Source organism: Gordonia aichiensis NBRC 108223, from assembly GCF_000332975.1.
Taxonomy (GTDB): Bacteria; Actinomycetota; Actinomycetes; order Mycobacteriales; family Mycobacteriaceae; genus Gordonia; species Gordonia aichiensis.
Genome location: NZ_BANR01000003.1, coordinates 550737 through 574645, shown reverse-complemented (window position 1 = coordinate 574645; position 23909 = coordinate 550737). Strand labels below are relative to the sequence as shown.

At 65.1% G+C, this 23909-nt stretch carries 27 protein-coding genes, 1 tRNA gene and 1 other RNA gene; 11 read left to right on the top strand and 18 right to left on the bottom strand.

The window, feature by feature from the left end; genetic code table 11:
* Positions 1-104 precede the first annotated feature (104 nt).
* Both GOACH_RS04065 and trhO read right to left on the bottom strand, forming a co-directional pair.
* A complete protein-coding gene (locus GOACH_RS04065) occupies positions 105-1184 on the bottom strand; it encodes a CobW family GTP-binding protein (protein WP_005170928.1) in 1080 nt (359 codons plus the stop codon).
* Positions 1181-2047 carry an oxygen-dependent tRNA uridine(34) hydroxylase TrhO gene (gene trhO, locus GOACH_RS04060; protein ID WP_005170925.1) on the bottom strand — a complete coding sequence of 289 codons (867 nt, stop codon included), beginning with the start codon at positions 2045-2047 and terminating at the stop codon, positions 1181-1183. The genes GOACH_RS04065 and trhO overlap by 4 nt, the downstream gene beginning before the upstream one ends.
* A gap of 1080 nt (positions 2048-3127) precedes the next feature.
* Here trhO and GOACH_RS04050 point away from each other — a divergent pair.
* Both GOACH_RS04050 and GOACH_RS04045 read left to right on the top strand, forming a co-directional pair.
* Complete coding sequence (locus GOACH_RS04050; protein ID WP_005170920.1) at positions 3128-3466, top strand: histone-like nucleoid-structuring protein Lsr2; 339 nt, start codon at positions 3128-3130, stop codon at positions 3464-3466.
* Between the two features lie 246 nt (positions 3467-3712).
* Positions 3713-3785, top strand: a tRNA-Ala gene (locus tag GOACH_RS04045).
* Positions 3786-3887: 102 nt separating this feature from the next.
* On the opposite strand, the gene GOACH_RS04040 is transcribed toward GOACH_RS04045, so the two are convergent.
* From GOACH_RS04040 to GOACH_RS04030, 3 genes are read right to left on the bottom strand one after another with little or no spacing between them, the layout of a single operon-like run.
* On the bottom strand, positions 3888-4622 hold the full coding sequence (locus tag GOACH_RS04040) for a hypothetical protein (protein ID WP_245551798.1): 735 nt from the start codon (positions 4620-4622) through the stop codon (positions 3888-3890).
* Positions 4619-5416, bottom strand: a complete 798-nt coding sequence (locus tag GOACH_RS04035) for a hypothetical protein (protein WP_005170916.1) — start codon at positions 5414-5416, stop codon at positions 4619-4621. Before GOACH_RS04035 ends, GOACH_RS04040 begins: the two co-directional genes overlap by 4 nt.
* Complete coding sequence (locus tag GOACH_RS04030) at positions 5413-6759, bottom strand: site-specific integrase (RefSeq protein ID WP_083859013.1); 1347 nt, start codon at positions 6757-6759, stop codon at positions 5413-5415. Before GOACH_RS04030 ends, GOACH_RS04035 begins: the two co-directional genes overlap by 4 nt.
* A gap of 111 nt (positions 6760-6870) precedes the next feature.
* On the opposite strand from GOACH_RS04030, the gene GOACH_RS24075 reads away from it, so the two are divergent.
* The 6 genes from GOACH_RS24075 to GOACH_RS04000 all read left to right on the top strand — a co-directional run bounded on the left by GOACH_RS24075 (position 6871) and on the right by GOACH_RS04000 (position 10160).
* Positions 6871-7203 (top strand): helix-turn-helix domain-containing protein, encoded by a 333-nt coding sequence (locus GOACH_RS24075; protein WP_005170910.1) that lies wholly within the window; start codon positions 6871-6873, stop codon positions 7201-7203.
* Positions 7204-7206: 3 nt separating this feature from the next.
* Positions 7207-7827 (top strand): NUMOD4 domain-containing protein, encoded by a 621-nt coding sequence (locus GOACH_RS24590; RefSeq protein WP_005170907.1) that lies wholly within the window; start codon positions 7207-7209, stop codon positions 7825-7827.
* Positions 7824-8993, top strand: a complete 1170-nt coding sequence (locus GOACH_RS04015; protein ID WP_005170905.1) for a helix-turn-helix domain-containing protein — start codon at positions 7824-7826, stop codon at positions 8991-8993. The genes GOACH_RS24590 and GOACH_RS04015 overlap by 4 nt, the downstream gene beginning before the upstream one ends.
* Positions 8994-9024: 31 nt before the next feature.
* A complete protein-coding gene (locus tag GOACH_RS04010; RefSeq protein WP_005170903.1) occupies positions 9025-9492 on the top strand; it encodes a hypothetical protein in 468 nt (155 codons plus the stop codon).
* An 89-nt stretch (positions 9493-9581) separates the two neighbouring features.
* Positions 9582-9947: a hypothetical protein gene (locus GOACH_RS04005; protein ID WP_005170901.1), complete on the top strand. Its 366-nt coding sequence runs from the start codon at positions 9582-9584 to the stop codon at positions 9945-9947.
* A 30-nt stretch (positions 9948-9977) separates the two neighbouring features.
* Entirely contained in the window at positions 9978-10160 is a 183-nt protein-coding gene (locus GOACH_RS04000) for a hypothetical protein (RefSeq protein WP_005170898.1), read from the top strand.
* A gap of 179 nt (positions 10161-10339) precedes the next feature.
* Here GOACH_RS04000 and GOACH_RS03995 read toward each other — a convergent pair whose 3' ends face one another.
* The 3 genes from GOACH_RS03995 to ykgO form a co-directional block, all read right to left on the bottom strand.
* Positions 10340-10582: a ribosome modulation factor gene (locus tag GOACH_RS03995; protein ID WP_040517582.1), complete on the bottom strand. Its 243-nt coding sequence runs from the start codon at positions 10580-10582 to the stop codon at positions 10340-10342.
* Positions 10579-11217: an HAD family hydrolase gene (locus tag GOACH_RS03990; RefSeq protein ID WP_040517707.1), complete on the bottom strand. Its 639-nt coding sequence runs from the start codon at positions 11215-11217 to the stop codon at positions 10579-10581. Before GOACH_RS03990 ends, GOACH_RS03995 begins: the two co-directional genes overlap by 4 nt.
* Before the next feature lie 276 nt (positions 11218-11493).
* The gene (gene ykgO / locus GOACH_RS03985; protein WP_040517580.1) at positions 11494-11616 is read right to left on the bottom strand and encodes a type B 50S ribosomal protein L36; all 123 of its coding nucleotides are present in this window, start codon (positions 11614-11616) and stop codon (positions 11494-11496) included.
* 218 nt (positions 11617-11834) lie between these two features.
* Here ykgO and GOACH_RS03980 point away from each other — a divergent pair, with 218 nt between their 5' ends.
* Positions 11835-13019 (top strand): aminotransferase-like domain-containing protein, encoded by a 1185-nt coding sequence (locus tag GOACH_RS03980; protein WP_005170894.1) that lies wholly within the window; start codon positions 11835-11837, stop codon positions 13017-13019.
* Between the two features lie 59 nt (positions 13020-13078).
* On the opposite strand, the gene GOACH_RS03975 is transcribed toward GOACH_RS03980, so the two are convergent.
* The 4 genes from GOACH_RS03975 to pgm form a co-directional block, all read right to left on the bottom strand.
* Entirely contained in the window at positions 13079-13573 is a 495-nt protein-coding gene (locus GOACH_RS03975) for a DUF1269 domain-containing protein (protein WP_005170889.1), read from the bottom strand.
* A gap of 203 nt (positions 13574-13776) precedes the next feature.
* Entirely contained in the window at positions 13777-14556 is a 780-nt protein-coding gene (locus GOACH_RS03970; protein ID WP_005170887.1) for a YczE/YyaS/YitT family protein, read from the bottom strand.
* Between the two features lie 196 nt (positions 14557-14752).
* Complete coding sequence (locus tag GOACH_RS03965) at positions 14753-15502, bottom strand: DsbA family protein (RefSeq protein ID WP_005170885.1); 750 nt, start codon at positions 15500-15502, stop codon at positions 14753-14755.
* Between the two features lie 121 nt (positions 15503-15623).
* Complete coding sequence (gene pgm, locus GOACH_RS03960; RefSeq protein ID WP_005170884.1) at positions 15624-17264, bottom strand: phosphoglucomutase (alpha-D-glucose-1,6-bisphosphate-dependent); 1641 nt, start codon at positions 17262-17264, stop codon at positions 15624-15626.
* 70 nt (positions 17265-17334) lie between these two features.
* On the opposite strand from pgm, the gene GOACH_RS03955 reads away from it, so the two are divergent.
* Entirely contained in the window at positions 17335-17922 is a 588-nt protein-coding gene (locus GOACH_RS03955; RefSeq protein ID WP_005170882.1) for an alpha/beta hydrolase, read from the top strand.
* 127 nt (positions 17923-18049) lie between these two features.
* On the top strand, positions 18050-18625 hold the full coding sequence (locus GOACH_RS03950; RefSeq protein WP_005170879.1) for a TetR/AcrR family transcriptional regulator: 576 nt from the start codon (positions 18050-18052) through the stop codon (positions 18623-18625).
* Positions 18626-18724: 99 nt separating this feature from the next.
* Here the strand turns inward: GOACH_RS03950 and ssrA are convergent.
* From ssrA to ftsE, 6 genes are all read right to left on the bottom strand, one after another.
* Positions 18725-19097: a transfer-messenger RNA gene (gene ssrA, locus GOACH_RS23260) on the bottom strand.
* Between the two features lie 111 nt (positions 19098-19208).
* Complete coding sequence (locus tag GOACH_RS03945; RefSeq protein WP_005170878.1) at positions 19209-20183, bottom strand: alpha/beta hydrolase; 975 nt, start codon at positions 20181-20183, stop codon at positions 19209-19211.
* Between the two features lie 220 nt (positions 20184-20403).
* Positions 20404-21651, bottom strand: coding sequence for a glycoside hydrolase family 27 protein (locus tag GOACH_RS03940; RefSeq protein ID WP_005170874.1), 1248 nt, complete (start codon positions 21649-21651; stop codon positions 20404-20406).
* A gap of 23 nt (positions 21652-21674) precedes the next feature.
* Positions 21675-22148: an SsrA-binding protein SmpB gene (gene smpB, locus GOACH_RS03935; protein WP_005170871.1), complete on the bottom strand. Its 474-nt coding sequence runs from the start codon at positions 22146-22148 to the stop codon at positions 21675-21677.
* Between the two features lie 45 nt (positions 22149-22193).
* Positions 22194-23105, bottom strand: a complete 912-nt coding sequence (gene ftsX, locus GOACH_RS03930) for a permease-like cell division protein FtsX (protein ID WP_005170864.1) — start codon at positions 23103-23105, stop codon at positions 22194-22196.
* Between the two features lie 114 nt (positions 23106-23219).
* Positions 23220-23906: a cell division ATP-binding protein FtsE gene (gene ftsE / locus GOACH_RS03925; protein WP_040517574.1), complete on the bottom strand. Its 687-nt coding sequence runs from the start codon at positions 23904-23906 to the stop codon at positions 23220-23222.
* Positions 23907-23909: the final 3 nt, after the last annotated feature.

Below are 23909 nucleotides of genomic sequence, written 5' to 3'. Positions count from 1 at the left end.
TTAACAGCTAAGCAGCCGAACGCGCAATGCGGAAATCGATGACCTGGCATGACGGGATTCGTTAGGGACCTGTGACGTTCGTGCAACCGGCGAGGCGCGCTCGGTCAGCTCGGCTCGTGCAGATACCGGGTGATGTGCAGGATGCCGTACTCGTCGTCTGGCGTCTCCGCAGTGGCCAGGACGCTCTCGAGCGCTTGCCGCGCCGCAACGGGGTCCATCTCCGACCCGATGGCAACGATTGCGGTGTGGGGTACTTCTGCCGACCACCCCTCGCGGACCACGCGGACGAACCCGCCGACAGCATGCACGACGTACCGCTCGGGATACCCGGGCAGATCGAACCGTACGACTCCCTTGATCCGATAGCACCCGACCGGAGGCTCGTGCAGGAGAGCAGCGAGACGTCGAGGATCGACGCCGTCAGATGTCTCGACCTCGACGGATTGGTAGGCGTCGTGCAGGTGCACGTGTGACCCGTGGTCATCGCACCCGGAGTCGGTGTCGGCGATCAGCAGCTCGTCGAGAGTGAGCTGACGCGGCGCGGAGTCATCCCCGACGTCTCGCTCGAGTCGATCGAACAGCAGTCCCGGGTCGATCCGACCCTCGGCCACGGCGACCGTCGGTGCCGAAGGGTTCACCGCGCGCACCGCGGCAAGCAGGTGTGCGAGCTCGTGTTCTTCGACGAGATCACGCTTGTTGACCACGACGAGATCGGCGATCGCCAGGTGCGCGTCGACGTCGGGGTGTCGCTCGCGCAAGGCCCCGAAGCCTGCGGCATCGACCACGTATACGAGGCCGCCGTACCGCATCGCGGGGTCGTCGAGTCCTGCGACGAGTCGGACAAGCGCTTTCGGTTCCGCGATGCCACTCGCTTCGATCACGATCGCATCGAGTCCGGCCTCCGGTCGTGCAAGCGCGACGAGCGCCTCGTCGAGACCGTCCCGATCGACAGAGCAGCACATGCAGCCGTTGGAGAGCGTCACCGCGCCGTCGGCCTGGCCGGCCACAAGCAGTGCGTCGATGTTGATGGCACCGAAATCGTTGACGAGCACGCCGAGTCGCGCTCTGCCTACCGCTCCCCCGTCGCCCCCACCGCCGGACCGCAGCAGGTGATTGAGCACGGTCGTCTTACCCGCGCCGAGAAAGCCGGCGAGGACGACCACGGGCACCGGCTGTGAGTTCATCCGCGAGTGTCGGCGAGTCCGTCGAAGCAGTCGGGGCAGATCACCGCCAGCTCGCGTCCCTGCCGATCCGGGTAGTTGTCGACGTTGCTCGTCGGCCGTCCACACTCGCCACATCGACCGAGTACCGCGGCGTCGTCGGAGAAGTCGACGGTCATCCGCTTGTCGAAGACATACAGCGAGCCCTCCCACAGACCGTCGTCGCCGAACTGTTCGCCGTAGCGGACGATGCCGCCGTCGAGTTGATAGACCTCGGAGAAACCGCGCTTGCGCATCAGCATCGACAGCACCTCGCAGCGCACCCCGCCCGTGCAGTAGGTGACGACCGGGCGATCCTTGAGGTGATCGAACGCCCCGCTGTCGAGGAGCGGGACGAAGTCGCGCGTGGCTCCGACCTCGGGCACGACTGCGCCCGCGAAACGTCCGATCTCGGCCTCGATCCGATTGCGTCCGTCAAAGAAGACGACGTCGTCGCCACGCTCTGCGACCAGGCGATGAACGCCGTCGGGGTCGAGCCGCTCACCGCCACCGACGACACCGTTGACGTCGACGTCGAGCTCGTCCGGCGCACCGAACGTGACGATTTCCGGTCTCACGCGAACGACGAGTTTCGGGAAGTCGTCGCCGAGGCCTTCGGACCATTTGATGTCGACATCGCGGAATGCCGGGTACTCGCGCAGTCTCCTGACGTAGCGTTTGACGCTGTCGAGTTCGCCGCCGACCGTGCCATTGATACCGTGCGGGGAAACGATGATCCTTCCGCGAAGATCGAGCGATTCGCACACGGCTAGCTGCCACAGGCGTATTGCCTCGGGATCCGGGAGTGGCGTGAAGACGTAGAACAACACGATCTTGGGGGTCGACACAGTGCAAGGGTACGGTCGACGCCGCGCGCGCTTTCTGGCGGTTCCCGCATTCATGGCGGCAGCACTTCTCGGTGTTGTCCTCAGCGCGTGCGGCCTGGATACCAACACCACACCGTCATCGATCGTCCTGCCGCCCACCGATCAGTTGTCGACGGAATCTGATTATCCGACGTCGTCGACGACAATCGCGACACAGAGCCGAACAGCAACGTTTCTGCCGAGCGGGACAATCGGCCGCGCGATAGCTACGGCCCCTCGCGCAGACAATTCTCGATATCACCAGGGTTCGACGACCCCGCGTGGGCCGGTTGTCGAGACGTCGGGTTTTCACTTCACCACCCCGAGCAGAGACGTGAGTTGCTCTACCGAGATCAACGTCGACGCTTCCCGCCGCGCTCTGACATGTCGCGCGAATGACCACCAATCATCGGCGCCACGCCCGGCGCGCACGCCGCGTTCCTGTGCGTGGGCTGAGGATCTCGTGGTCCTGACGGCCGACCGCGCACAGCAGGGTGGGTGCCAGAATGAGCATCCGGTTTTATATCGCAGCGCAATCGTCGACTACGGCACCACCATTTCTGTCGGACGATTCTCCTGCCTCATAGACACCCCTGGAATCTACTGTCTGCAATCGGACTCGCAATCCGGATTCTCGCTCAGCACAAAGGGTTTCGCCCCTCTCAATGCTGCAGACAAGGCCCCTGCGACACTTTCGAATCGGGCCGGAATCGAGTCCGAGACAGTCACGACAACGACCTCTGATCAGCCCGACGAAGGCCTCAGCACACCTCCGACGAACTGAAGCTCACATTCTTTGATCCGCAATCGTCGGTAGTGATACAAACCGCATTTCGATGCGCGAACCCCGGTCGCCACTCGACATGCGGCGTCGAGGCCAATGCTGATTCCGAACAGTCAAACCCAAGGTGTATAAAGAATGCATATACTTCTGCACCGGACAGGCGATCACGCGATAGTCGAGCCGAGTGTGGTGACCGTCCACCGCAACACCAGCGTTCTATTGCAGCAACCTGGAGTCGGTTGCGACCGCACACGTCCACAAAGCAACTCGGAGGGAAAATGGCAAAGAAGGAAATCGTTCAGGTCATCGACGACGTCGACGGCAAGGTGCTCGATGAGTACGAAACCGTGCGCTGGAGCCTCGACGGCAAGAACTACGAGTTCGACACATCGTCGAAGCACGCCCAGCAGTTCCGCGACGGCCTGGCGAAATACATTTCAGTCTCTCGTGCGAGCGGATCACGGGGCGCAAAGCGTGTCGCGCAGAACACAGGCGGAGGCCGGAGCAAAGAGCAGACGCAGGCAATCCGTGCGTGGGCAACCAAGAACGGTTTCGAAGTGAGCGATCGCGGCCGCATTCCGCTCAACGTCCTCGAAGCTTTCGAAGCTGCGCACTGAGGTGCGCCGTCTCGACCCAGATCACGAGTAGGGTGTCTGCGCCGCATACGTGCAGCGCAGACACCCTGTCTGATGTCGAGGCCACGGGTCCCCGACCCCGCACGCCGCCGGGCCGGATCCGTTCCGTGAGCCGGAGCGCTGCTCCGGCCTCCGGGGTTACCGACCGAATTTGGTTCCGTCCACAAGGATGGTGTAGTTTCGCCATTGCGCTTGGCACGGAAACGGCGAGCGCGCATTCATGAATACGGGGCTATGGCGCAGCTGGTAGCGCACCACACTGGCAGTGTGGGGGTCAGGGGTTCGAGTCCCCTTAGCTCCACAACACAAAGGGCAGGTCAGACACTATTTCTGACCTGCCCTTCGTCGTACCGAATTCCCGCAGTGTGCCGAGAATGTGCCATCGCTCGGTAGACGGGCCACCTCACTCATCGACGTTCCGCGTCATCGTCGCGTTCGCCTTGGTCGGGAAGCGGGTCGTCCACGGCACGATCGGTGAATCCTGCACCGGCCACTCGAAGTAACTCACCGTCGCCAGAACCTCGTGCGCAAGTTGCCGCATCAACGCGAGGTGAGCGTTGCCGGCGTACTGCGGCACCCCGTTCTCGAATGGTGTCGCGCCCAGCCGCTCGAACTCGGCGACGATCGACAGGCCTTCGCCGTGTCGCATCAGCGATTCGTAGAACCCTGCGAGGACAGCGTCGACGTGCGCGCCGCCGTCCTGGTCGGTCATGGCCCGCACGACAGCCCGCCGCGTGTAGCCGGTGCCGTCGTAGGAGAACAACGTCTCACCCGACCACCAGTCGGCGATCGGTCGCCCGGTGTACCGCTGCGCACAGGCAGCGCTCACGCGCACCGGCTCCGGCCCGTTGAGATCCAGGTGCACGACAAAGAAATCCATCCACCAGTCGGGACCGTGCCGATTGTGTTCGGTGCCGAGCATCAGCGCCTCGGGTCCGTTCATCCCGAGGTGTGTGAGCAGCGACGTCGCGTGCCGAGTGTCGTGGAACAACACGCGCAACGAGGTCGCGATCCGCAGCGCCTCGTCCTCGTGGCCCTGGTCGAACAGCCAGCACGACCGCTTGAGAAATCCGATGTGACTCGACAGCAGCCGCCGGAAACGGTCGACGGCGTCCTCGCGCTCGGTCACTGTGGTCACGGCCGTTTCGGTGGCAGCTTGTACGCGTTCGCCGGGTCGTCGATCACACGCTCGGGCATCAGCACCTCGGTAATCCACATCACGCCGTGCGCATCGTGGCGGAACGCCTCAACGCGGTGCACTGGCCCGTCGGCCTCGGGATCATGGTCGTCGAGCGGCTGGTAGTCGCCGCTGAACGGGTCGAGTTCTTCGCGGTAGGTCACTTTGCGCCCGATCACTGTCAGGTACTCGCGAATCGTGTTCACGATCGGCCCGACACCGGCATTCGCCGCTCGGGTCTCGTCGACGTTCTCCCAGAACGGTTTGCCCTGGCTGACGTATACGTCGATGTACACCGCCTCGTCGTCCTCGACCGGTGCCGCGAATCGTGAGTGAATCGTGCTCGCCGTTGTCGGCTGGGGCACCGACGCCGACGGCGTGCCCTCGGCGAACAGTGCTGGCCGGTGGAGGAATCGCAGGGCATGCCGTACGCCCGGCGCAACCTCGCGACCGGTGAACCACTGCGGAAGGTAGCCGCTGGCGTCGATGATTCGTGAGCCCTGCGCGGCAGCCTTCCCAAGGTTCTCGCGCACGACGTCGAGCTTGAACCCTGGTTCGCTCGTGTGCGGCCTGTCGTCGGCACCGTGCAGGCTGAGTTTCAGCGGAGTCGCGCCAACGCCGAGCGGCGACAGGTAGAACGACGTGCGGTGAGACCGGATATTCCACGCCGCACTGAGGATGCCCGTCACGTTGCTCTGCACAACAAACCCGATGCCGATCTCGCCGTTCATGCTGGTCGGCTCTGACTCACTCATTCGCTCGCCGCCTGCCCGAACAGCGATGCACCAGCCCGCGCCAACGCATCACCGTCGACGTGCCCGTAGACGCGCAGGGTCATCGCCGGGTCGTGCCCGTGCCACTTCGCGACGTCGAGCACTGGGACACCGCGGGCCATCATCAGCGACACCGACGTGTGCCGCACGTCGTGCAACCGGATCCTCGGCAGCCCAGCCACTTTCACCAGGCGACGGAACTCCGCCGAGTACGTCTCGGGCCGAATCGGCGACCCGTCCGCGTTGACCGCCACCAGCCCCGTGTCGGGCCACTCCGACCCCATCACGAGGCGTTCGGCTGCCTGTGCCGCCTTGAACGACCGCAACGCCGCGATCACGTCACCGGGCATCGGCAGCACCCGGCGGGACCGCGCCGACTTCGGGTCACCCTCGACCGTGCCACCGGGCACCACCACTCGGCCCGCCACGATGGCGACCGTGCCCGCGTCGAAGTCGATCGCATCCCACCGCAGCCCCAGCACCTCCGAGCGCCGCAGCCCGTACAGGGTGAGCAACCACAGCGCGTAGCCGCGATCGTTCTCGACGTGCACGCGGAACGCCTCGGCCTGGTCCTGCGCCCATGCCGCCATCTCGCGTGTCTCGGCCTTCGGTCGCTCAACGTGTTCGGCGACGTTGCGCACGACAAGCCCCTGCGCCTCGGCGTCAGCGAGCGCCGACGTCAGCAACACGAGCATGGTTCCGACGGTCCGCGCACTCACACCCGACACCTCGGGTTCGTCATCGGCGACGCGTGCCGCCACGTATCGGCCCCGCGATGGCCGGGTGACGTGACCGCTGGCGCGCAACCTGTCGAGGAACTTGCCCGCGTTGGCCCCGCACTCGGATTCGACCTGCGAGTAGGTGACGCCGTCGGGATGCGTTGCGACATAGTCGAGTACCCGAACGGCTCGGTCGCTCAGCCGTGCCGCTGTCGTTGATCGGCCCGACTCCATCCGCCACGTCACGAGTTCGTCGATGTGAGCTTTCGTCAACTGCTGCAACCCGATTCCACCGAGGCGTTCGACGACGGGGCGTAGCGCCTGACGGTAGTTCGCGAGGGTGCCCGGTCGAATGTCGCGTCGCCCATCGAGCCAACCGGTCAGGTACTCGCCGACGGTCACCGAGTGCCTGCCGACGTACTTGCCCGACTCGACTTCCGTTGCGATCCGGCGGTATTCGCGGCGAGCCTCGGCCATCGTGCGGTAGGTGAACCGCTGCCGAAGCCGACCGCCGTCGGGCTTGGTGCCGACGTCGAGTTGGAACGTGTAGCTGACGGTCCCGTTCTTCGCGGTCCGCTTCGTGATCGGTTCTGCCCGTCGCGTCATGCTGGACAGCGTAGCGCCGAGGTGTGATAAGTTGGGCGACACAAATTCCACAGATTCAACTCGCTGGCACGCGGCCGGGGTCGTTTCCTTTCCCAAAAGGACCGCTCCGCTATGCCCCAGACTGCCGAACCCGCTCTCGACCTCTCCGACGCGCTCGACGCCATCGCACAGGTTCCCGCCGACGGCCTCACTCCCGAAGCCGCTGCCGCTCTCCACGCCGCACACCGCGCCATCACCCGCATCGGCGACACCAACACCGCCATGTGGGCAGTCCAGAACCAGCCCACGATCTCGGTCAAGCAGGCCGCAGCGTTGCTGCAGATCGACCGCATCACCGGTTACGACCACGTCAAAACCGGCGACATTCCGTCGATCAAGATCGGTCGGCGCGTACGCGTTCCATCCGCACCCATGCGCCGCATGCTGGGCATCGAGGACGCCTGAGCGATGCCCCCGAACGACGAAAGCCGCCCCAGTGGGGCGGCTCCCGAACCCTGCTCCGACAGCAGTGGCACCGATGATAGTCGGTCGCCACGACCTGCGGACACCGGCGAGCAGTGGCAGCCGATCAGCGGCTACCTCGGCCTCTACGACGTGTCGAACCACGGTCGTGTCTGGTCACGGCCCCGACGCGTCACCGATGCCCGCGGCCACCGATACACGCGGCCCGGTCGCATCCTCGCCCACGCGCACGACCACGTCGGGCACTCGGTCGTCAACCTGCACCGCGACGGCGTCATGCGACAACACCGCGTGCGCGCTCTCGTTCTCGGCGCGTTCGTCGGACCGCGACCCGCTGGCCTCGAATGCCGATCCCGCAACGGCGATTACAGCGACTGCAGCCTCGCTAACCTGACCTACGGCACGCACTCGGCGATCATGCGCAGTGTCGTCGACAACGGTCACCACGCGCAGGCCGGGCGCACCCACTGCCCAGCCGGCCACCGCTACGACGCCGAGAACACCTCGGTCGGATGGGTCGATGGTCGACTACGCCGCCACTGCCGCACCTGCCGACGCGCACGCGCCCGCGCTCGTTCGGCGTCATCGGGCGGTGACCGCACATGAGGAAGTGGTCGAAGTTCCAGTGGTACAAAGACCTCCGCGGCTGCCGAACACACATCACACCGGTTGAGTACCTGGTTCTCACGATGCTCGCGAACTACGCCGGCGACGATGGCCGCAACGCCCGCCCATCTGTGGGCAGCAGCCTCGCCCCCGACTGCGGCATGGACACCCGGCACGTCCGGCGCACCCTCGCCGCTCTGGTCGACAAGGGCTATCTCGTGCTCACCGAGCGCGGCGGAAACCGTCGCGGCTATCGGATGGCGAACGTCTACGCACTCGTCCGGCAGATGCCCCACATGACGCCCGAAGCCGACGCCGACGCAAACCCGAAGGGGGGCAGTGACTACCCACCTTCACCCGACGGGAAGGGGGGCACTGACTGCCTACCTTCCGACACCGGGAAGGGGGGCACTCACGGGCAGGGAAGGGGGGCAATGACGGGCAGGGAAGGTAGGTACTCACTACCCACCCATCAGATCAGTAATCAGATCAAGGATCAGGGGGCGTCGCGTTCGGCAGATGACGAACCGCCCGCAGGTACCCCACACACCCCCACACCGGAATCCCCGAAGAACAGCAACCCGACCGAACAGACAGTCGAGGACGACCCCGAGCCGGCCAGTCGCTGCCAGCGTCACCGATCGATCGCCGGCCCCGTCGACGAACCCTGCCGCCCCTGCCGCGACACCCGCCTCGCACACGAGGCGTGGCAGACCCGGCAGGCCCAACGCGCCGCAGCCACGAAAGCTGAACGACAGCGCGCTCTCGTCGACTGCGACCTGTGCGATGACCACGGATGGCGACTCGGCCCCGACGGCACCTCGATCGAGCCTGTCGAACGATGCACCCACCAGCGGCCCGCACCCGAGCCGAAGCCGCGCCGCCGACGCACACCAGCCGCTGACCCCGTGCCGGCCAAGCGCAGGCCCCAAACACCCGCCCAGTTCGAGCAGGAACTGCGCAACGCCGCGACCAAGGCCCGCAACCTGCTCGCCAAACACGGCCCCCTCACCGCCGAGCAGATCAGACAGCAACTCGACCCCGCCAAGGAAGGCAGCTACAGCAGCGGCACCCCCGTCGCCGAGCAAGTCCTGCACGTCCTCGACACCCGCCTCGTCCCCAACGGCGACGTCACCCGAGACCGCACCCACTACCGCATCCCCTGACCCCCACCGACTCCGACGACAGGAACACCCCATGCTCAGCGACCACGAAGAACGAACCGCACAGCAGTTCCTCGACAGACTCGACACCGAACTCACCAACGCAGGCGAACCCGGCACCCACCAGTGGCGAGCCGCCCGAGACGCGCAACTCTCGTGGCTCCACGAACACCACGGATGGGAACCCGACGTCCTCGCCCGCCACTACGGCATCAGCCACGACACCGTCCGAGTCGCCCTCAACCGGCACCGAGCTCGTGAAGCCGCCGCCCAAGCACTACCCGCGTTCGACGACGACACCACCACGACCGCAGCCCGCAGCCGCGCAGCAGGTCGATGGAACGTCCGCATCCCCGACTACTCGATCGACCTGACCGTCGACCACGACACGGCGAGCAAACTGCACGACCTCGCCACCGACCACCACATCGACGTCCACGTCACCCGCATCAGTGAATCCAGATCCCCCACAACGGCTCTCAGAACGCCACAGACGCGATAACCGAGGCTCGGCACCCACACACCGGGCCGAACCCCTCACACAGGCGCACAGGCCCGCACAGCCCCACTCCGACAGCAAGGCGAACACCCATGAAACCGGCACACACACCAGACACGACATCGACCCCCAGCACCGACGAACCCCACATGCTCGCGTTCTACGCCCGCGCATGGCTCGCCGAACACGACCAACGCATCGCCCGCCGAGGCCCCCAACTCGTCCACCGCCACGGAAACGGCCCGTGGCGACCAGTCACTGCCGCGACGCTCGCCGACGCCATCACAGCGGTCGCTGAGCAACGCCGGCAGCCCCTCGACAGCGCACGCCTCGTCGACACCGTCCGTGAACTCATCGACAGCGCACCCGTTCTCGGGAACCCCGCCCCGCGCCCGCTCGTGAGGCTCACCCGGACGATCACCCGCAGCATCGCCCCGAATCCACTGCCCTCGCACTGACACCCGGCCAGCATGACGAAAGCAGCACCCATGACGACACCACCCGGCAGTGATACCCCGTTCGTTCCCGCGTACGGCTACACCGCCCAAACCATGTACGAACTGCAGAACGTCGACCCCGACGCGCTCGGGCAGGCGTCGAACATCCACCTGTGGGAGCAGGTCGAAGAGTTCCGCAACCGGCTCCTGACCGACCTGCTCGCGACCACCTGACAGCATCACCGGACGTGGACGCGACCGACAGGCAGCCGGTCGGGTCCGCGCCTACCCGGTGTCGGCGACACGCCACCAGCCGCAACCGATCCGAGCGTTGCGAGTAGCCGTGAAAGTGCCCGCGACGTTGCTGGCTGCGCCCGGTCCGGAGCGCTGCGAGTAGCCGACCTACCTCGGCGTCACGGCCTGTCGTCGACCTCGGTATGTGCCTGTCGACGCCGCTCTGCCTCCCGCGCCGCGAACTCGACACGACGCACCTCGCTCGCCTCCCGATAGCCGCGCCACCACAGGACGCCCAACACCCGCCGGCCTGCGAACGGATTCGCCGACCCGACCCGCGCTGTCTGCCCGGACCGGTATGCCTCGACCGCTTCAGCAGGCGTCGGCAGTGGCGATCCGAACCCCCGCCCTCGTCGAGTCACGCTCGCCCGTACCGGGCCAACTGCTCGCCCAGTTCGTCGAGCGAGTCCAGCCGCACATCGGCGACGCTCACCTGCCGTCTGCTCCCGTGAATGTGGCCCCACGGACCGCGCCGCAGAAATGCCGTCCGCAGACCCGCACCGGTCGCAGGCAGCACGTCGTTGTCGAGCCGATCACCGACGTACAGCACCTCGCCCGCCTCGACACCCGCTGCCTGCACCACCCGCTCGAAGAACTCCGGCGACGGCTTCGCCACCCGCCACCCGGCAGACAACGCGACGAAGTCGGCACCGAAACCGAGAGAGCGCAGACCGGCGACCGCCCCCGCCGGCTGGTTGCCCGCGATACCGACGACGAACCCAGCCGCCCGCGCCGCCCGCAGACAGCCGACGGCGTCGGGATACAGGTCGACGGACGTGATGGGCGTCGTCGACGCCGGAGCGGTCACCCCGAGCCGCTGCCAGACCTGCCGATGGTCCTCGTCGCGTTCGATCAACGCACCGAGCACACCCATCAGCGCGAACGGCGTCGTCCCCGAGTCGAGTGCGCGCTCAGCCCACATGCGCGACTCGTCGACCAACGTCTCACCGACATCGAACACGACGGCACGCAGCCCCGAAGGTAGTCGCTCATCCACCCGTCGATCGTCGCACGGCCCCGAGTACGTCGACTCCGAGCGAAACACCAGACCCCCGCAGTGTGCCGACAGTGTGCCAAGAACCGCACGACCGGGCGGATACGGAACCGAACCGAAAGCGTCATCTGCACTGGTCAGCACCGATTGAACCGACCGCAGCCAAACCCGCACAGACACTGCGAATCGCACTGGCAGTGTGGGGGTCAGGGGTTCGAGTCCCCTTAGCTCCACAAGCAGAAACGCCCTCCGACCCACGTCGGAGGGCGTTTTTTGCACTCACCCCTGGCGGCCCTTGTACCGCGGATCCTTTTTGTTGATGACGAAGATGCGACCGCGACGTCGCACCACCTGTGCACCTGGCTTGTTCTTCAGGGACCGTACCGAGTTGCGTGCCTTCATACCACTATCTTAAACGATAATCGTTTTCACTAAAAGCGCCGGTTAGTCGTCGCCACACCCGCACCACCCATCTCGATACGTTCCACATAGTGAGACGCGAATACCGTTGAGTGAGATCCGCTCGCTACCCTACGAGCAGGCGCCCACCCACGTACGCCTTCACGGTGACCATCCGCATCACCTCCCCGTTCAGTTCCCGAGAACAGGAGTGACGTGCGATGCCACAGTCCCCGACAATTCCAGCGATCCCCATCGAATCAGCAGCGCTCCGCGGCGTACGGGGATCGGCGATTCGCGACCTTCTCGCCGTCACCGAGCGCCCCGGCGTGCTGAGCCTGGCGGGCGGGCTCCCGGCCACCGAGCTCATCCCGGCTGAACGGATAGCCGACGCCGCGACACGGGTGCTTGGCCACCGTGATGCCCTTCAGTACACGACGAGCCGCGGAGCAGCGCAGGCGCGCGATGCGGTGGCAGCTCACGAAGGTGTCGACGCAGATCGACTCCTGCTGACTCACGGCTCCCAGCAGGCCTTGTCGTTGCTCGCCCTGGCTCTCGTCGATCCCGGCGATGTCGTCGTCGTGGATGATCCCGTCTACGTCGGCGCCCTGCAGGCGTTTCAATCCGTGCGCGCAGATGTCGCGGCGCTGCCGATCACACACGACGGCACGAACATCGCAGCGCTCATCAGACTGCTCGACAGCGGCGTCCGTCCTCGCCTCGTGCACACAGTCAGCAACTTCCACAACCCCTCGGGAGTCACTGCAAGCCCGACCACTCGTCGCAGACTCACAGATCTCGCTGACACCTACGGATTCTGGATCGTCGACGACGATCCATACGGACGCCTGAGATTCGACGGACCGGCCCCTTCCCCGATCGTCGGCGAGCGCGTGATCCGCCTGGGCTCTGCGTCGAAGACATTGGCGCCCGCGCTCCGTGTCGGATGGTTGAGCGCAACACCAGCGATCGTCGGCCTGGTCGAACGACTCAAGCAGTCCGCGGACCTGTGCGGGTCGACCCTGAACCAACTGATGGTGGCAGACCTACTCTCGGACGCATCGTGGTTCGACGCCCATATTGGCACGATCACTTCCGCTTACGCCGCTCGCGCACACGCCCTGACGGCCGCGCTCGACGATGAGCTCGGCACCCGCATCGAGTACGCCTCGCCAACCGGGGGAATGTTCTGCTGGGTGCGACTTCCCGGAATCGACACCACCGACCTGCTCGGCGTCGCACTGTCACATGACGTCGCGTTCGTTCCGGGAGCAGCGTTCTCGGTCAGCAGCGACCTCGCCGAGTATGCGCGCCTGAGTTTCGCCACGCTGTCGCCCGACTCGCTTCGCGAAGCAGTTCATCGGCTGAGTGCAGCCATCGACGACGGTGCGCACAGCACGGTGTAGACACGGCGAGACCCCTCCGATGAACGGAGGGGTCTCGCTGTGGCAGAAAGACTTTCAACTCAGGAGAACTTGGCCTTGAGCTTCTCGATACGCTCCTCGCGCTTCTCCTTCTTCTCCGCCTTCTTCTCGTCGTGGATCTTCTTGCGAGCGGCCTCGGCCGCCGCCTCTGCGGCATCCTGCTGGGCCTCGAGCTCGGAGACGACCTCGTCGAGCGGACGACGCACGATTGCGCCGTTGTACTTGGTCACGAGGGCATCAAGAGCGGCGGTGTCGGCCTCATCGGTCTGCGCGAGAATCGCGTTCCCGCCGGGGCGAACGGTCTTGCCGAACTCGGTGATCGCATCGTCGAGGTCGTCGGAACGGCTGGCGTCGACCAGCGCACCACCGGCGGCACCGAGACCGAATCCCAGCAGCACGCCGAGTGGGCCACCGAGCACACCGATCAGCATGCCGAGCAGAGAACCGCCGACTGTGGCGTCACCGGACTCGACGTCGCCGCCCTCGGTGACGGTCAGGTGGCCCGCCTCGTCACGCTGCACGATTGCGGCGGACACGAGCCCGACCTACGCGCCGGAGTTGGCAATGGTGTTGTACACCTCGTAAGTCGTCGAATTGTCCTGGAAACTGATAGCTACGACATATTCGGTCATCTGCTGCCTTCCATTCGCTGTAGTGCGCTCAGTCCCCCCTGCACGAGCCGATGCCCGCTTTTCCACCGTAGCGCGTCATCGCGTGGGCGGTGCACGTTTGCCCGGCGTCAGAAGTGTGAACGGCCCATGACGACCCGCGATTTTCTCGCACTGGCGGCCGTAAGATCCTTGCGCATCAACGGTTTGTTCACCTTTTCGGTGAAGGTCTCGATAAGCGGACCGGTGAAGAAGGCCGTCACCACGGTGCCCGCGCCGATGGTCCCGTGGAAGATCACCGCGAGGACGACGAAGACCAGATCCTGACAGGCTCGTACCACGCGGTAGGGCGCTCTCGAGTGATCAACGATGATCGGCGCCACCGAGTCGTATGGCGAATTACCAAGGGCCGAAGTCATATACAGCGATGCGCCGTAGCAGAAGAGTGTGATCCCGATGGCGAACATCACCATCTTCTGCCACGCGGCGGGATTGTCGGAAAAGTAGGGATCGAGCCAGGTACTGAACCACTGCACGAAGTAGCCGACCAGGATCATGTTCATGATCGAGCCGATTCCGATGTATTGGCGACCCCATAGCAGCATCGGAATGAAAAGCACAGCATTGCTGATCAACTGATAGGTGCCGAGATCGATTCCGAGCGTGTTACTGATGCCGATGTTGGCGGCGGTGTACGGGTCGACGCCCACCTCTCCGACACGGAGTACCGCTGATCCGAGGGACAGAATCGCGATGCCGACGAGAGCCCAGAAGATCCGACGCACGTAATAGCCATCGAGTAACGAGGCATCCGATGGTGGCGCAGTGGAGGATTCGCCCGGGTCGGGCGTTGCTGAGCCATCGGATCGATCAGAGTGCGTGGTGTCCCGACTGTCGTCTGGTCCGGTCATCGCTCACCATCACCGCCTCGGTCGTAGGCCCCCGTGATAACAACTGATACCAAGGGTGCCACCAATCCGAGGGCAATCCGACTATTTCAGGCTTCGCGCTTGCGCGTCGGGCGTTGCTTGCAACACGTTCGAGATCTGCGCTCGTTGCAGCGGGGTTGCTACGCGGTACTCACCGGAAGCGACCACGCGACATCGATCACTCGGTCGCCTTGCCGAGCAACGTGTCGAGCCACCGAGTTCCGTCGAGAATCCCTTCGACGGGTTCGCCACCGGACAGAACCGTCGGAGTTGCCACCTGTCCACCTGTCGCCTTGGCCAGTTGGTTCTCGGATTCTTCCGCGGCCTTTTCCCCCTCGGCGACCCTGGCCCCGTCGGCGATGCACTTCTGGGTCGTAGCGTTGGCACCCTGCTCAGCCGCGACCTTCGACAGATCGGCGTTCGACGGATCGGAGTCGCTGCCCTCCTTGGGCTGATCAGCGAACAACGCGGTGTGGTACCTGAAGAAGACCTCTCGATTCTCCCCTGCGCCAACACATTGCAGAGCACCGGCTGCCCTGCTCGAGTAGCTTCCCGACGCCGACTGACGGTTGAGGAAGTTCAGCATGTGATACCGCACTCGTAGTGTGCCCGCATCGACGGCGCTCACGATGGCCTGACCCGACTGCTGTTCGAACTGCTTGCACACCGGACACATGAAGTCTTCGAAGATGTCGATCGTCGACTTCGCATCGGGCGCACCGATGATCAACGCCGCGTTGGAATTGAGGACCTGCTCGTTGGCCGTCCCGCCGTGATCACGGCTACGGTTCCACAGAACCCCGCCGACGACCAGCGCGATCACCACCACGACAGCAATTGCCAACAGCACATAGGTCGATGTGCTCGACGTCGCGCGCGGCTGATACTTCGACGTCGATGCTTGCCGTGGCTTGCGCCTGTCTGTCACAGATCATCCTTTGTGTGGTTCGCCGTGCCCTCCCAGCGGGCAGGGTGCCGCAACGGCGATTCGCAGCGCGGCACCAGGGGCGAGCCTAACGCACCCTCGAACCCCCGACGGCGCCACCACGTCACGACAACGCGGCGTCGACGACCTCCTGCGCCTGCTCCTGCACCTTCCTGAGGTGGTCGACGCCCTTGAACGACTCGGCATAGATCTTGTACTTGTCCTCGGTACCCGACGGCCGCGCTGCGAACCAGGCGTCTGCGGTGGTCACCTTGACGCCGCCGATCGGGGCATCATTGCCAGGTGCCGTCGTCATCACCGCGGTGATCGGATCGCCCGCGAGATCGGTGGCGGTGATCTGATCGGCGGACAGATTGGCGAGGACCGCCTTCTGCTCACGGGTGGCAGGTGCATCCGTTCTGGCATAGGCGGATTCGCCGTACTGATCGGCCAGCTCACGGTAGCGCTGCGACGGGGTCTTGCCGGTGACCGCCAGGATCTCCGACGCCAACAACGCCATGATGATGCCGTCCTTGTCCGTCGACCACGGGCTTCCGTCGAACGTGAGAAACGACGCGCCGGCACTTTCCTCGCCACCGAAGGCAATGCTCCCGTCGAGCAGGCCGTCGACGAACCACTTGAATCCGACAGGGACCTCGAGGAGGTTACGGCCGATCCCTGCGACGACCCGGTCGATGAGACTCGAACTGACGAGGGTCTTCCCGACCGAGGCGTCGGGCGACCACTTCGACCGATGGGTGTAGAGGTAGTCGATCGCAACGGCCAGATAGTGATTGGGATTCATCAATCCCCCGTCGGGTGTGACGATCCCGTGACGGTCGGCGTCAGTGTCGTTGCCCGTCGCTATGTCGTAGGAATCACGCGACTCGATGAGTGACGCCATCGCGTCCGGGGACGAGCAGTCCATCCGGATCTGACCGTCGGTGTCGAGAGTCATGAACGAAAAGGTCGGATCCACAGTCGGATTCACGACAGTGAGCTTGTCGAGGTTGTAACGGAACCCGATCGCCGCCCAGTAGCCGACCGACGCACCGCCGAGCGGGTCGGCACCGATGTGTATGCCTGCGTTGCGGATCGCCTCCAGATCGACGACGGACGCGAGACCGTCGGTGTAGTTCATGACGAACGAATAGTCGTGCACCAGGTCGTCGTGCCGGGCCTTGTCGAACGAAATACGCCTGACCCCATCGAGTTTCGCGGTGAGCAACTCGTTGGCCCGGTTGGCAACCCATGACGTGATCGTCGTGTCGGCGGGCCCACCCGACGGCGGGTCGTATTTGAAACCTCCGTCGCGCGGCGGGTTGTGCGATGGCGTGACGACGATGCCGTCCGACTGGACACCGGGGTTGGCCGCATTGAACGCGAGGATCGCACGACTCACAGCGGGAGTCGGCGTATAGGTGTCCCCTTCGGCGGTGTACACGGTGACCCCGTTCGCCACGAGCACCTCGAGTGCCGATTGCCACGCGGGCACCGACAGCGCATGGGTGTCGAACCCGATGCACAACGGACCGGTGATCCCGGCACCGGCACGATACTCGACGATCGCCTGGGTGATCGCGAGGATGTGCGCCTCGTTGAACGCGGAGTCGAGGCTCGAACCCCTGTGTCCCGAGGTACCGAAGACCACCCGCTGCCCGGGATCGTCCGGATCAGGCACCTTGTCGTAATAGGCGCCGACAACGGCATCGACGTCGATGAGGTCTTCGGGCTGAGCCGGAGTGCCGGCACGTGGGGAAGCCATAGTTCTAGATTGTGCCCGAAACGGGGCGCCATCGTCAGTCCATTGTCCCGGCAACGGCATGCTGTAGGTGATGACCCCGCGACTCAACGTGCTCGTTCTCCCCGGCGGCACCGACAACAGTTATCGTCCGTTCAGCCCGACCCAGGGGACCGCGCTGCGGATGTACCCGTTCACCTGGTCGATCAAGGCGCGGTTCGGCGGCGACGTCGACGTCCGGCAGGTGCGCTATCAGGTGTACGGCTGGAACGGCGGACAGGCCAGCCCCATGCCGTACGCGCATGCCGCGCTCGACGCGATCACCCAAGACCATCCGGACATCCCGGTCGTCCTCATCGGTCATTCGATGGGCGGACGGGTCGCCGCTCACCTCGGCAGCGACGAACGCGTCGTCGGGATACTCGCGCTGGCTCCGTGGTGGCAACACCGGGACTGGCGTCGAATACATGCGGGGGTGCGGGTCTGCGCGATCCACGGCGACGCCGATACGCTCACGTCGCCGCGACGTACCGCCGAGGGGATCGCCGAACTCCGCGACGAGGGCTATGACGCAACGTTTGTCTCGGTACCCGGCGGGCGTCACGCGATGCTCGACCACATCGGCCTGTGGCAGAAATCAGCCATCGAGTTCGTCCATCACGCGATGCACGACGTGGTCTGATCGATAGAACGTCGTCTGATCGATAGAACATCGCCGACAGTTGTCGCCTGCCGTACCGACCGCGCATACCGCGGCAGAACCGCGCGGTACGGTGTTGCCCATGCCGAGGCCGGGTAGGCGGAAAACGATGTCGGAGAGCAGAATTCTCGATGCGACATCGGCAATTCTGGCGACCGGTCAACACTACGCAGACATCCCCGTCGAGCGGATTCTCGAGGTGGCCGACGTCTCACGATCGACGTTCTACCAATGGTTCCCCGACAAGCGCGCTCTGATCCTGCGCCTCACGGGTCCGCTTCTCGAGGAGTTCGTCGCAACGGCCGACCGCTATTGGAAGGAACCGTCGCAGGCACGCCCTGAGGCCCTGGCCGACGTCGTCGTCGAATTGTTCGCGTCCGCCCGCCGGTACCGCGTCATCTGGCGTGCCTACCTGGAGACCACCAGCACCGACACCCGGTTCGGCGACAACTTCCGACGAGGCCTGCACAGCTACACCATCGGTATCGCGAACAGAATCCGCACCGAGCAGGCCGAGGGCCTCATCCCCGCCGACGTCGACCCCGACCAGGCGTCGCGTTTCATCGTCGTGGCAATGCAGGCGGGCTTCTCCGACGTCATGCAACTCGACGACGACTCCCACGACCGTGCATTCGCCGAGGCGATGGCCCGGTCGTTCTGGCTGACGATGTACGGCCGCAACTGACGGCGCGTCGCGCTGTCGTGCGTTCCGCGAGGACAGTGTCCCGAGGGTCGCGGGAATCACAGAAAAAGCCTCCCACCTGCGTGAACAGGTGGGAGGCTTTCGTGGAGCTGCCGGGAATTGAACCCGGGTCCTCCGTCGCTTCGGTAGGGCTTCTCCGTGTGCAGTCCGCTCTGCCTCTACTCGGATCTCCCGGTCACGCGAACAAGCCGAGATGACGATCCCAGTCGCTGTGAGTTGTCCCGTTCACTCCCGCGACCGGAGTGGACGGTGAGCTCCCCTGAATGATGCCGGCACCGGGTCGAGGAGCGAAACCCGGGCCGACAGACACGCAGTCGCTGTCAGGCAGCGAGTGCGTAGTCGCGCTGATTCTTATCGGCGCTTAATTGGTTGCCGCGACGCTTAACGGTGGTCTCTGGCCTGCACCGACACGCTTCCCCCACCTCGACGCACGTAGTCGAAACCGATCAGCCCCGAGATGGTTCCACCGGAAAACCGGCGGAAGCTCCACTATAACAACCCGCGACGCCGGGTTCATTCCCTTTTCCCGCGGCGCCCCGACGCGAGCCGAGCCGATGCCCCGTCGTCAGGCCCCCAGCGCAGGACCGATCACGCGCCAGCTGTCGCGCATCTCGGTGGCGAACAGCGACCACGTGTGTGCGCCCTGGTCGAACACCCGGTAGGTGTGCGGAATCCCCGCGCCGCGAAGTGCCCCGGCCATCTGGTCGGTACACCACCGCGTCGCCATCTCCACCTCGGCGGGTCCGGCGAGCAGCGACGGTGCGCCCACCGGAGCGCCGTCGGTGCGTCCCGGGAGACCCGATGCCGCGCCGAGGTATATTGCCTTACCTCTCAGCCGTTCCGGGTGACGCGAGGGATCGTGGTCGACCCACGCGGGCGATCCCGGAGGCCCGAACATGTTCAGCGCATTACCGCCACCGAGCGAGGTCGCGGCGAAGACGCCGGCGATGGCCGGCGGCGCACTGATCGCCGGGCAACCGCTGTACGACGCCGCGGCCCGATAGAACGATCCGCCCCGGCCTGCGATGTCGAGCGCGGGACCACCCGACAGCGACAATCCCGCAATGGCGTTGCGGCCGTTGGTCTTCAGGGGCTCGGCAATGGCGGCGGGCAGTTCCCGCAGCAGGTAGGTGGCCCACTTGTTGACCCCGAGGACCGGGTCGGGTCGCTGCCAGTCAGCATACGAGGAGTAGGGACCACCCAGCGGCGAGACCACGGTCACGTTTTTGCGCGCGAAGAACGAGCGATGGTCGGTCTGCTTGAGCCAGCTGTCACCCTCGACGCCACCTGAGCGACCGTTGAGGAGGTAGAAAACCGGCGCCGCGCTCCCGCCACGCGGGCGCAACACCTGATTCGGGATCACCTTGCCCATCGACGGCGAATAGACGTACACCATGGACAGTTGAGCGTCGACCCGATCGATTCTGACCACCGCCGCCGATGCGGGCGCCGCGAGCACCGTTCCGGTGAACAACGTCGCCACCGCGACCACCAGCGCGGCAACGACCGAAACAGCACGACGACTCGGTCTCGTCGACATCAGCCGCTGCCGAACCCGACCTTCCTGTGACTCGTGCGACGCATGATGCAAATGTGGCAGTTTGGTCCAGATCACCCGGCATGTGTATCCGTACGCACAGCAAACGTCCAGGCCCGACGCGCCGCTCGATCCACATTGTCATCAGATCGCGACCGGACCGACCGAACCGAGATGCCGGCGACGCCCCGACGTGACCGTGCCCCGCTGCAGCTCAAAAGGCTCAGCGAATCTCCAGCATCACGGTGTCGTGGACACCGACGGGCACCGACAGTTCACCGTGCTGCGCGGTGTACGAACGCCCGGTCCACGCGTCGACGCCCGTCACCGAGGCGTCGCCCACGAGTCCGACGCTCCCCAACGGCACCGACAGCGTCCGCGGGTGATCTGCACGGTTGGTCAGCGAGATCACCAGACCCTTGTCGCCGATCGCGCGGGACCACACCTCCGGGTCGTCGTCGACCATGGCCCCCGCGACGACGCGTGAGTCCTGATCGACGTTGATGACGGTTGCGTTGCGCAGAAGCTCACGAGTGTCCTGCGACATAGTGGTCAGGTCGTTACCCATGATGAGCGGCGCGGCCATCATCGACCACATCGAGAGCTGCGTGCGCTGCTGCGCAGGAGTGAGCGAGCCCGACCCGGCAACGAGCATGTCCGGATCGATGAACGAGCCCGGCTTCACCCGCGACGTCAACGGCCCGGCGGCGTCGATGATGTTCACGATGCCCTGCGACCCCGATGGCCCGCCCGTCGTCGACCACGCGGGCGCGATGTCATTGGTCACGCGTGTCGTGGTGGCCGTTCCGCCCCAGTCGAATTCGGCACCGGGTACTGATCCGGCGACCCCACTGTTGGGATTGATCGCGAAGACGATACGACGTGCGGTCTCGCGCAGGGCATCCCGCATCGCGGTGAACGCCGAGACCTGATCGTCGTGGGAGGCGTCCGACGAACACCAGTCGTACTTGAGATAGTCGACACCCCAGCGTGCAAAGGTCTGTGCGTCGACCGACTCGTGCCCGCCACTGCCCGTCGCACCCGGATACCTGCCCTGGAACTGGGTACAGGTCTTGTCGCGGGCACCGGAATAGACACCGAAGAGCAACCCGCGATCGTGGAGATACGTACCCAGAGCAGCCATCCCGGACGGAAAACGCACCGGATCGGCCTGGAGTCTGCCCGCGGCGTCACGCTGCGGCGCTGCCCAGCAATCGTCGACGATCACGTACTTGTAGCCGACGTCGCGCAGACCCGACGAGACGAGCGCGTCGGCCTGCGCACGGACGATCTGCTCGGTCACCCCGCAGCCGAAGGTGTTCCAACTGTTCCACCCCATCGGGGGTATGGCCGCGAGTCCCGAGATCGCAGGCCCGTCACCACCGATCCGCCCTGCAGGCTGCGGCGCACACCCGGCAGCGGCAAGCACCGCGATCACCACCCCGAGGCACGCGAGAATCGACGCGCGCACCCTACGCGACGACGAACTCGGGGTCACATGCCCTTGACCCGACGACCCAGCTCGCGTTCAACCTCTCGCTGCGCGGTGCGTCGGGCGATGTCGTGGCGCTTGTCATGTGCCTGCTTACCGCGGGCAAGCGCCAACTCGACCTTGACCTTGCCGTCGTTGAAGTACAGCGACAGCGGCACCAGTGTGAGGTTGCCGTCGCGGATCTTGCCGATCAGATTGTCGATCTCCCGGCGGTGCATCAGCAGCTTGCGCTTGCGCAGCGGCGCGTGATTGGTCCACGAGCCCCTGCCGTACTCCGCGATGTTCAGTCCGCGCAACCAGACCTCGCCGTCGTCGATGGTGGCGAACGCGTCGACCAACGACGCCTTGCCCTCACGAAGGCTCTTGACCTCGGTACCCACCAGAGCGACACCGGCCTCGTAGGTGTCCAGGATGGTGTAGTCGTGGCGCGCCTTACGGTTCGACGCGATCACGTTCCGTCCCTTTTCCTTCGCCACTTTCCACCTCCTTTCCCTGTCGTCGACAAGCCCGCGCTCCGAGCCTCACTCACGAACGTAGACACGCAGCGTGACATATGCGGTCGCGCCTGCCAACACAATTCCGGTGAGAATGAGCCACGGTGACACGAACAGCACGTCACCGGCAGTGATCCTGGCGAGGATGTTCACTCCGTAGAGGTCGTGCAACGCCTTGTCGAAGAAGAACACCTTGGCCGCGAACAGCCCGCCGATGGCCAGCAACGAACCGATGAACGCCGCGACCACCGCTTCCAACAGGAAGGGTAGTTGCGTATACCACCGCGTCGCACCCACCAACCGCATGATCGACACCTCGGTACGCCGGGTGAACGCCGCGACCTGCACCGTATTGACGATCAGCAGGATCGCCGCAACCGCAAGGACCGCGGCCACCGCGAACGCCGCGTTGCGCACGCCGTCGAGCACACTGAAGATGCGTTTGACCAACTCTCGTTGATCCAGAACGCCGTCGACCCCGAGATCCTTCCGATCGGCGTATTTGTCGAGGACCGCACCGAACCGGTTCGCATCACTCATCCGTACCTTCAGCGACGCGGGGTTGGCATCAGGCGAGATCATGTCCGCGATCTCGGGCGCGCTCTGCTCGAATGCCGCCTTCGCGGCCTTGTAGGCGTCGGCCTTGCTGACGAAGGTCACCGAGCCCACGCCCGGTTCGTTCTCGAGGTCCGTGCGCAGCGTCGAGCACGGAGCGCGTTGGCAATCCGGGTCGGCACCACTGACGTCGTCGTTGATGTAGAACTGCATCTCGACGCGGTCGAGGAAGATCTTCTGGCTCTTGTTCGCCATCTGGATGACCAACAATCCGCCACCGAGCATGCCGAGAGTGATGGCGGTGGTGAGGATCATCGCGATGGTCATCGTGACGTTGCGGCGGAGACCGTTGAAGACCTCGCTGATGATGAAGTTCGCTCGCATGCTGCTGCTACACGTCCTTTGGTCTGTGTCGTGCGCGTGGAGTGGGTGGTACGCGGACTGACGGGCGTCGAGTCGGGTCGGCGGTGCGGGTCCTGCACCTCAACCGACCGGGGTTCAGCCGATGCCGTACACGCCTTGTGCGTCGTTGCGGACGAGCCGACCGTTGTCGAACTCGAGAACCCGACGACGCATCGCATCGACGATGTGCCTGTCGTGCGTCGCCATCACGACGGTCGTTCCACGACGATTGACCCGGTCGAGCACGTCGACGATCTCCTCGCTGGTCTCGGGATCGAGGTTCCCGGTGGGCTCATCGGCGAGCAACACCAGCGGGCGGTTGACGATCGCGCGGGCGATGGCGACGCGTTGCATCTCACCACCCGACAGTTCGTACGGCATTCGATCCTGTTTGCCCTCGAGCCCCACGTAGTCGAGCACCTCGGGCACGACCCGCCGGATCGTCGACGGCTGCTTGCCGATCACCTCGAGCGCGAACGCGACATTATCGGCCACCGACTTCTGCTGGAGCAGCCGGAAATCCTGGAAGACGCACCCGATCGACTGCCGCAGCTTCGGAACCGAACGGCCCTTGAGTCGATTCACATGGAAGTCGCCGACGTAGACCTCACCCTGCGTCGGACGATCCTCCTTGAGTAGCAGCCGGAAGAACGTCGACTTGCCCGAACCGGAGGGGCCGATGAGGAACGCAAACTCGCCCTTGTCGACCTCGAGATCGAGATCGCTGAGGGCGGGTCGGCTGGATGCCTTGTACTTCATCGTCACGTTGTCCAGCTTGATCACGAC

Excerpts from the sequence above, each read along its gene's own strand:
- GOACH_RS03980 (WP_005170894.1), top strand. The coding sequence starts at position 11,835 with ATGCCACAGTCCCCGACAATTCCAGCGATCCCCATCGAATCAGCAGCG.
- GOACH_RS24075 (WP_005170910.1), top strand. The coding sequence starts at position 6,871 with ATGCCCCAGACTGCCGAACCCGCTCTCGACCTCTCCGACGCGCTCGAC.
- GOACH_RS03970 (WP_005170887.1), bottom strand. The coding sequence starts at position 14,556 with ATGACCGGACCAGACGACAGTCGGGACACCACGCACTCTGATCGATCC.
- GOACH_RS03955 (WP_005170882.1), top strand. The coding sequence starts at position 17,335 with ATGACCCCGCGACTCAACGTGCTCGTTCTCCCCGGCGGCACCGACAAC.
- GOACH_RS04035 (WP_005170916.1), bottom strand. The coding sequence starts at position 5,416 with ATGAGTGAGTCAGAGCCGACCAGCATGAACGGCGAGATCGGCATCGGG.
- ykgO (WP_040517580.1), bottom strand. The coding sequence starts at position 11,616 with ATGAAGGCACGCAACTCGGTACGGTCCCTGAAGAACAAGCCAGGTGCA.
- GOACH_RS04030 (WP_083859013.1), bottom strand. The coding sequence starts at position 6,759 with ATGACGCGACGGGCAGAACCGATCACGAAGCGGACCGCGAAGAACGGG.
- pgm (WP_005170884.1), bottom strand. The coding sequence starts at position 17,264 with ATGGCTTCCCCACGTGCCGGCACTCCGGCTCAGCCCGAAGACCTCATC.
- GOACH_RS04050 (WP_005170920.1), top strand. The coding sequence starts at position 3,128 with ATGGCAAAGAAGGAAATCGTTCAGGTCATCGACGACGTCGACGGCAAG.
- GOACH_RS04005 (WP_005170901.1), top strand. The coding sequence starts at position 9,582 with ATGAAACCGGCACACACACCAGACACGACATCGACCCCCAGCACCGAC.
- GOACH_RS04065 (WP_005170928.1), bottom strand. The coding sequence starts at position 1,184 with ATGAACTCACAGCCGGTGCCCGTGGTCGTCCTCGCCGGCTTTCTCGGC.
- GOACH_RS04000 (WP_005170898.1), top strand. The coding sequence starts at position 9,978 with ATGACGACACCACCCGGCAGTGATACCCCGTTCGTTCCCGCGTACGGC.
- GOACH_RS04010 (WP_005170903.1), top strand. The coding sequence starts at position 9,025 with ATGCTCAGCGACCACGAAGAACGAACCGCACAGCAGTTCCTCGACAGA.
- ftsX (WP_005170864.1), bottom strand. The coding sequence starts at position 23,105 with ATGCGAGCGAACTTCATCATCAGCGAGGTCTTCAACGGTCTCCGCCGC.
- GOACH_RS03950 (WP_005170879.1), top strand. The coding sequence starts at position 18,050 with ATGTCGGAGAGCAGAATTCTCGATGCGACATCGGCAATTCTGGCGACC.
- GOACH_RS03945 (WP_005170878.1), bottom strand. The coding sequence starts at position 20,183 with ATGTCGACGAGACCGAGTCGTCGTGCTGTTTCGGTCGTTGCCGCGCTG.
- GOACH_RS24590 (WP_005170907.1), top strand. The coding sequence starts at position 7,207 with ATGCCCCCGAACGACGAAAGCCGCCCCAGTGGGGCGGCTCCCGAACCC.
- GOACH_RS04015 (WP_005170905.1), top strand. The coding sequence starts at position 7,824 with ATGAGGAAGTGGTCGAAGTTCCAGTGGTACAAAGACCTCCGCGGCTGC.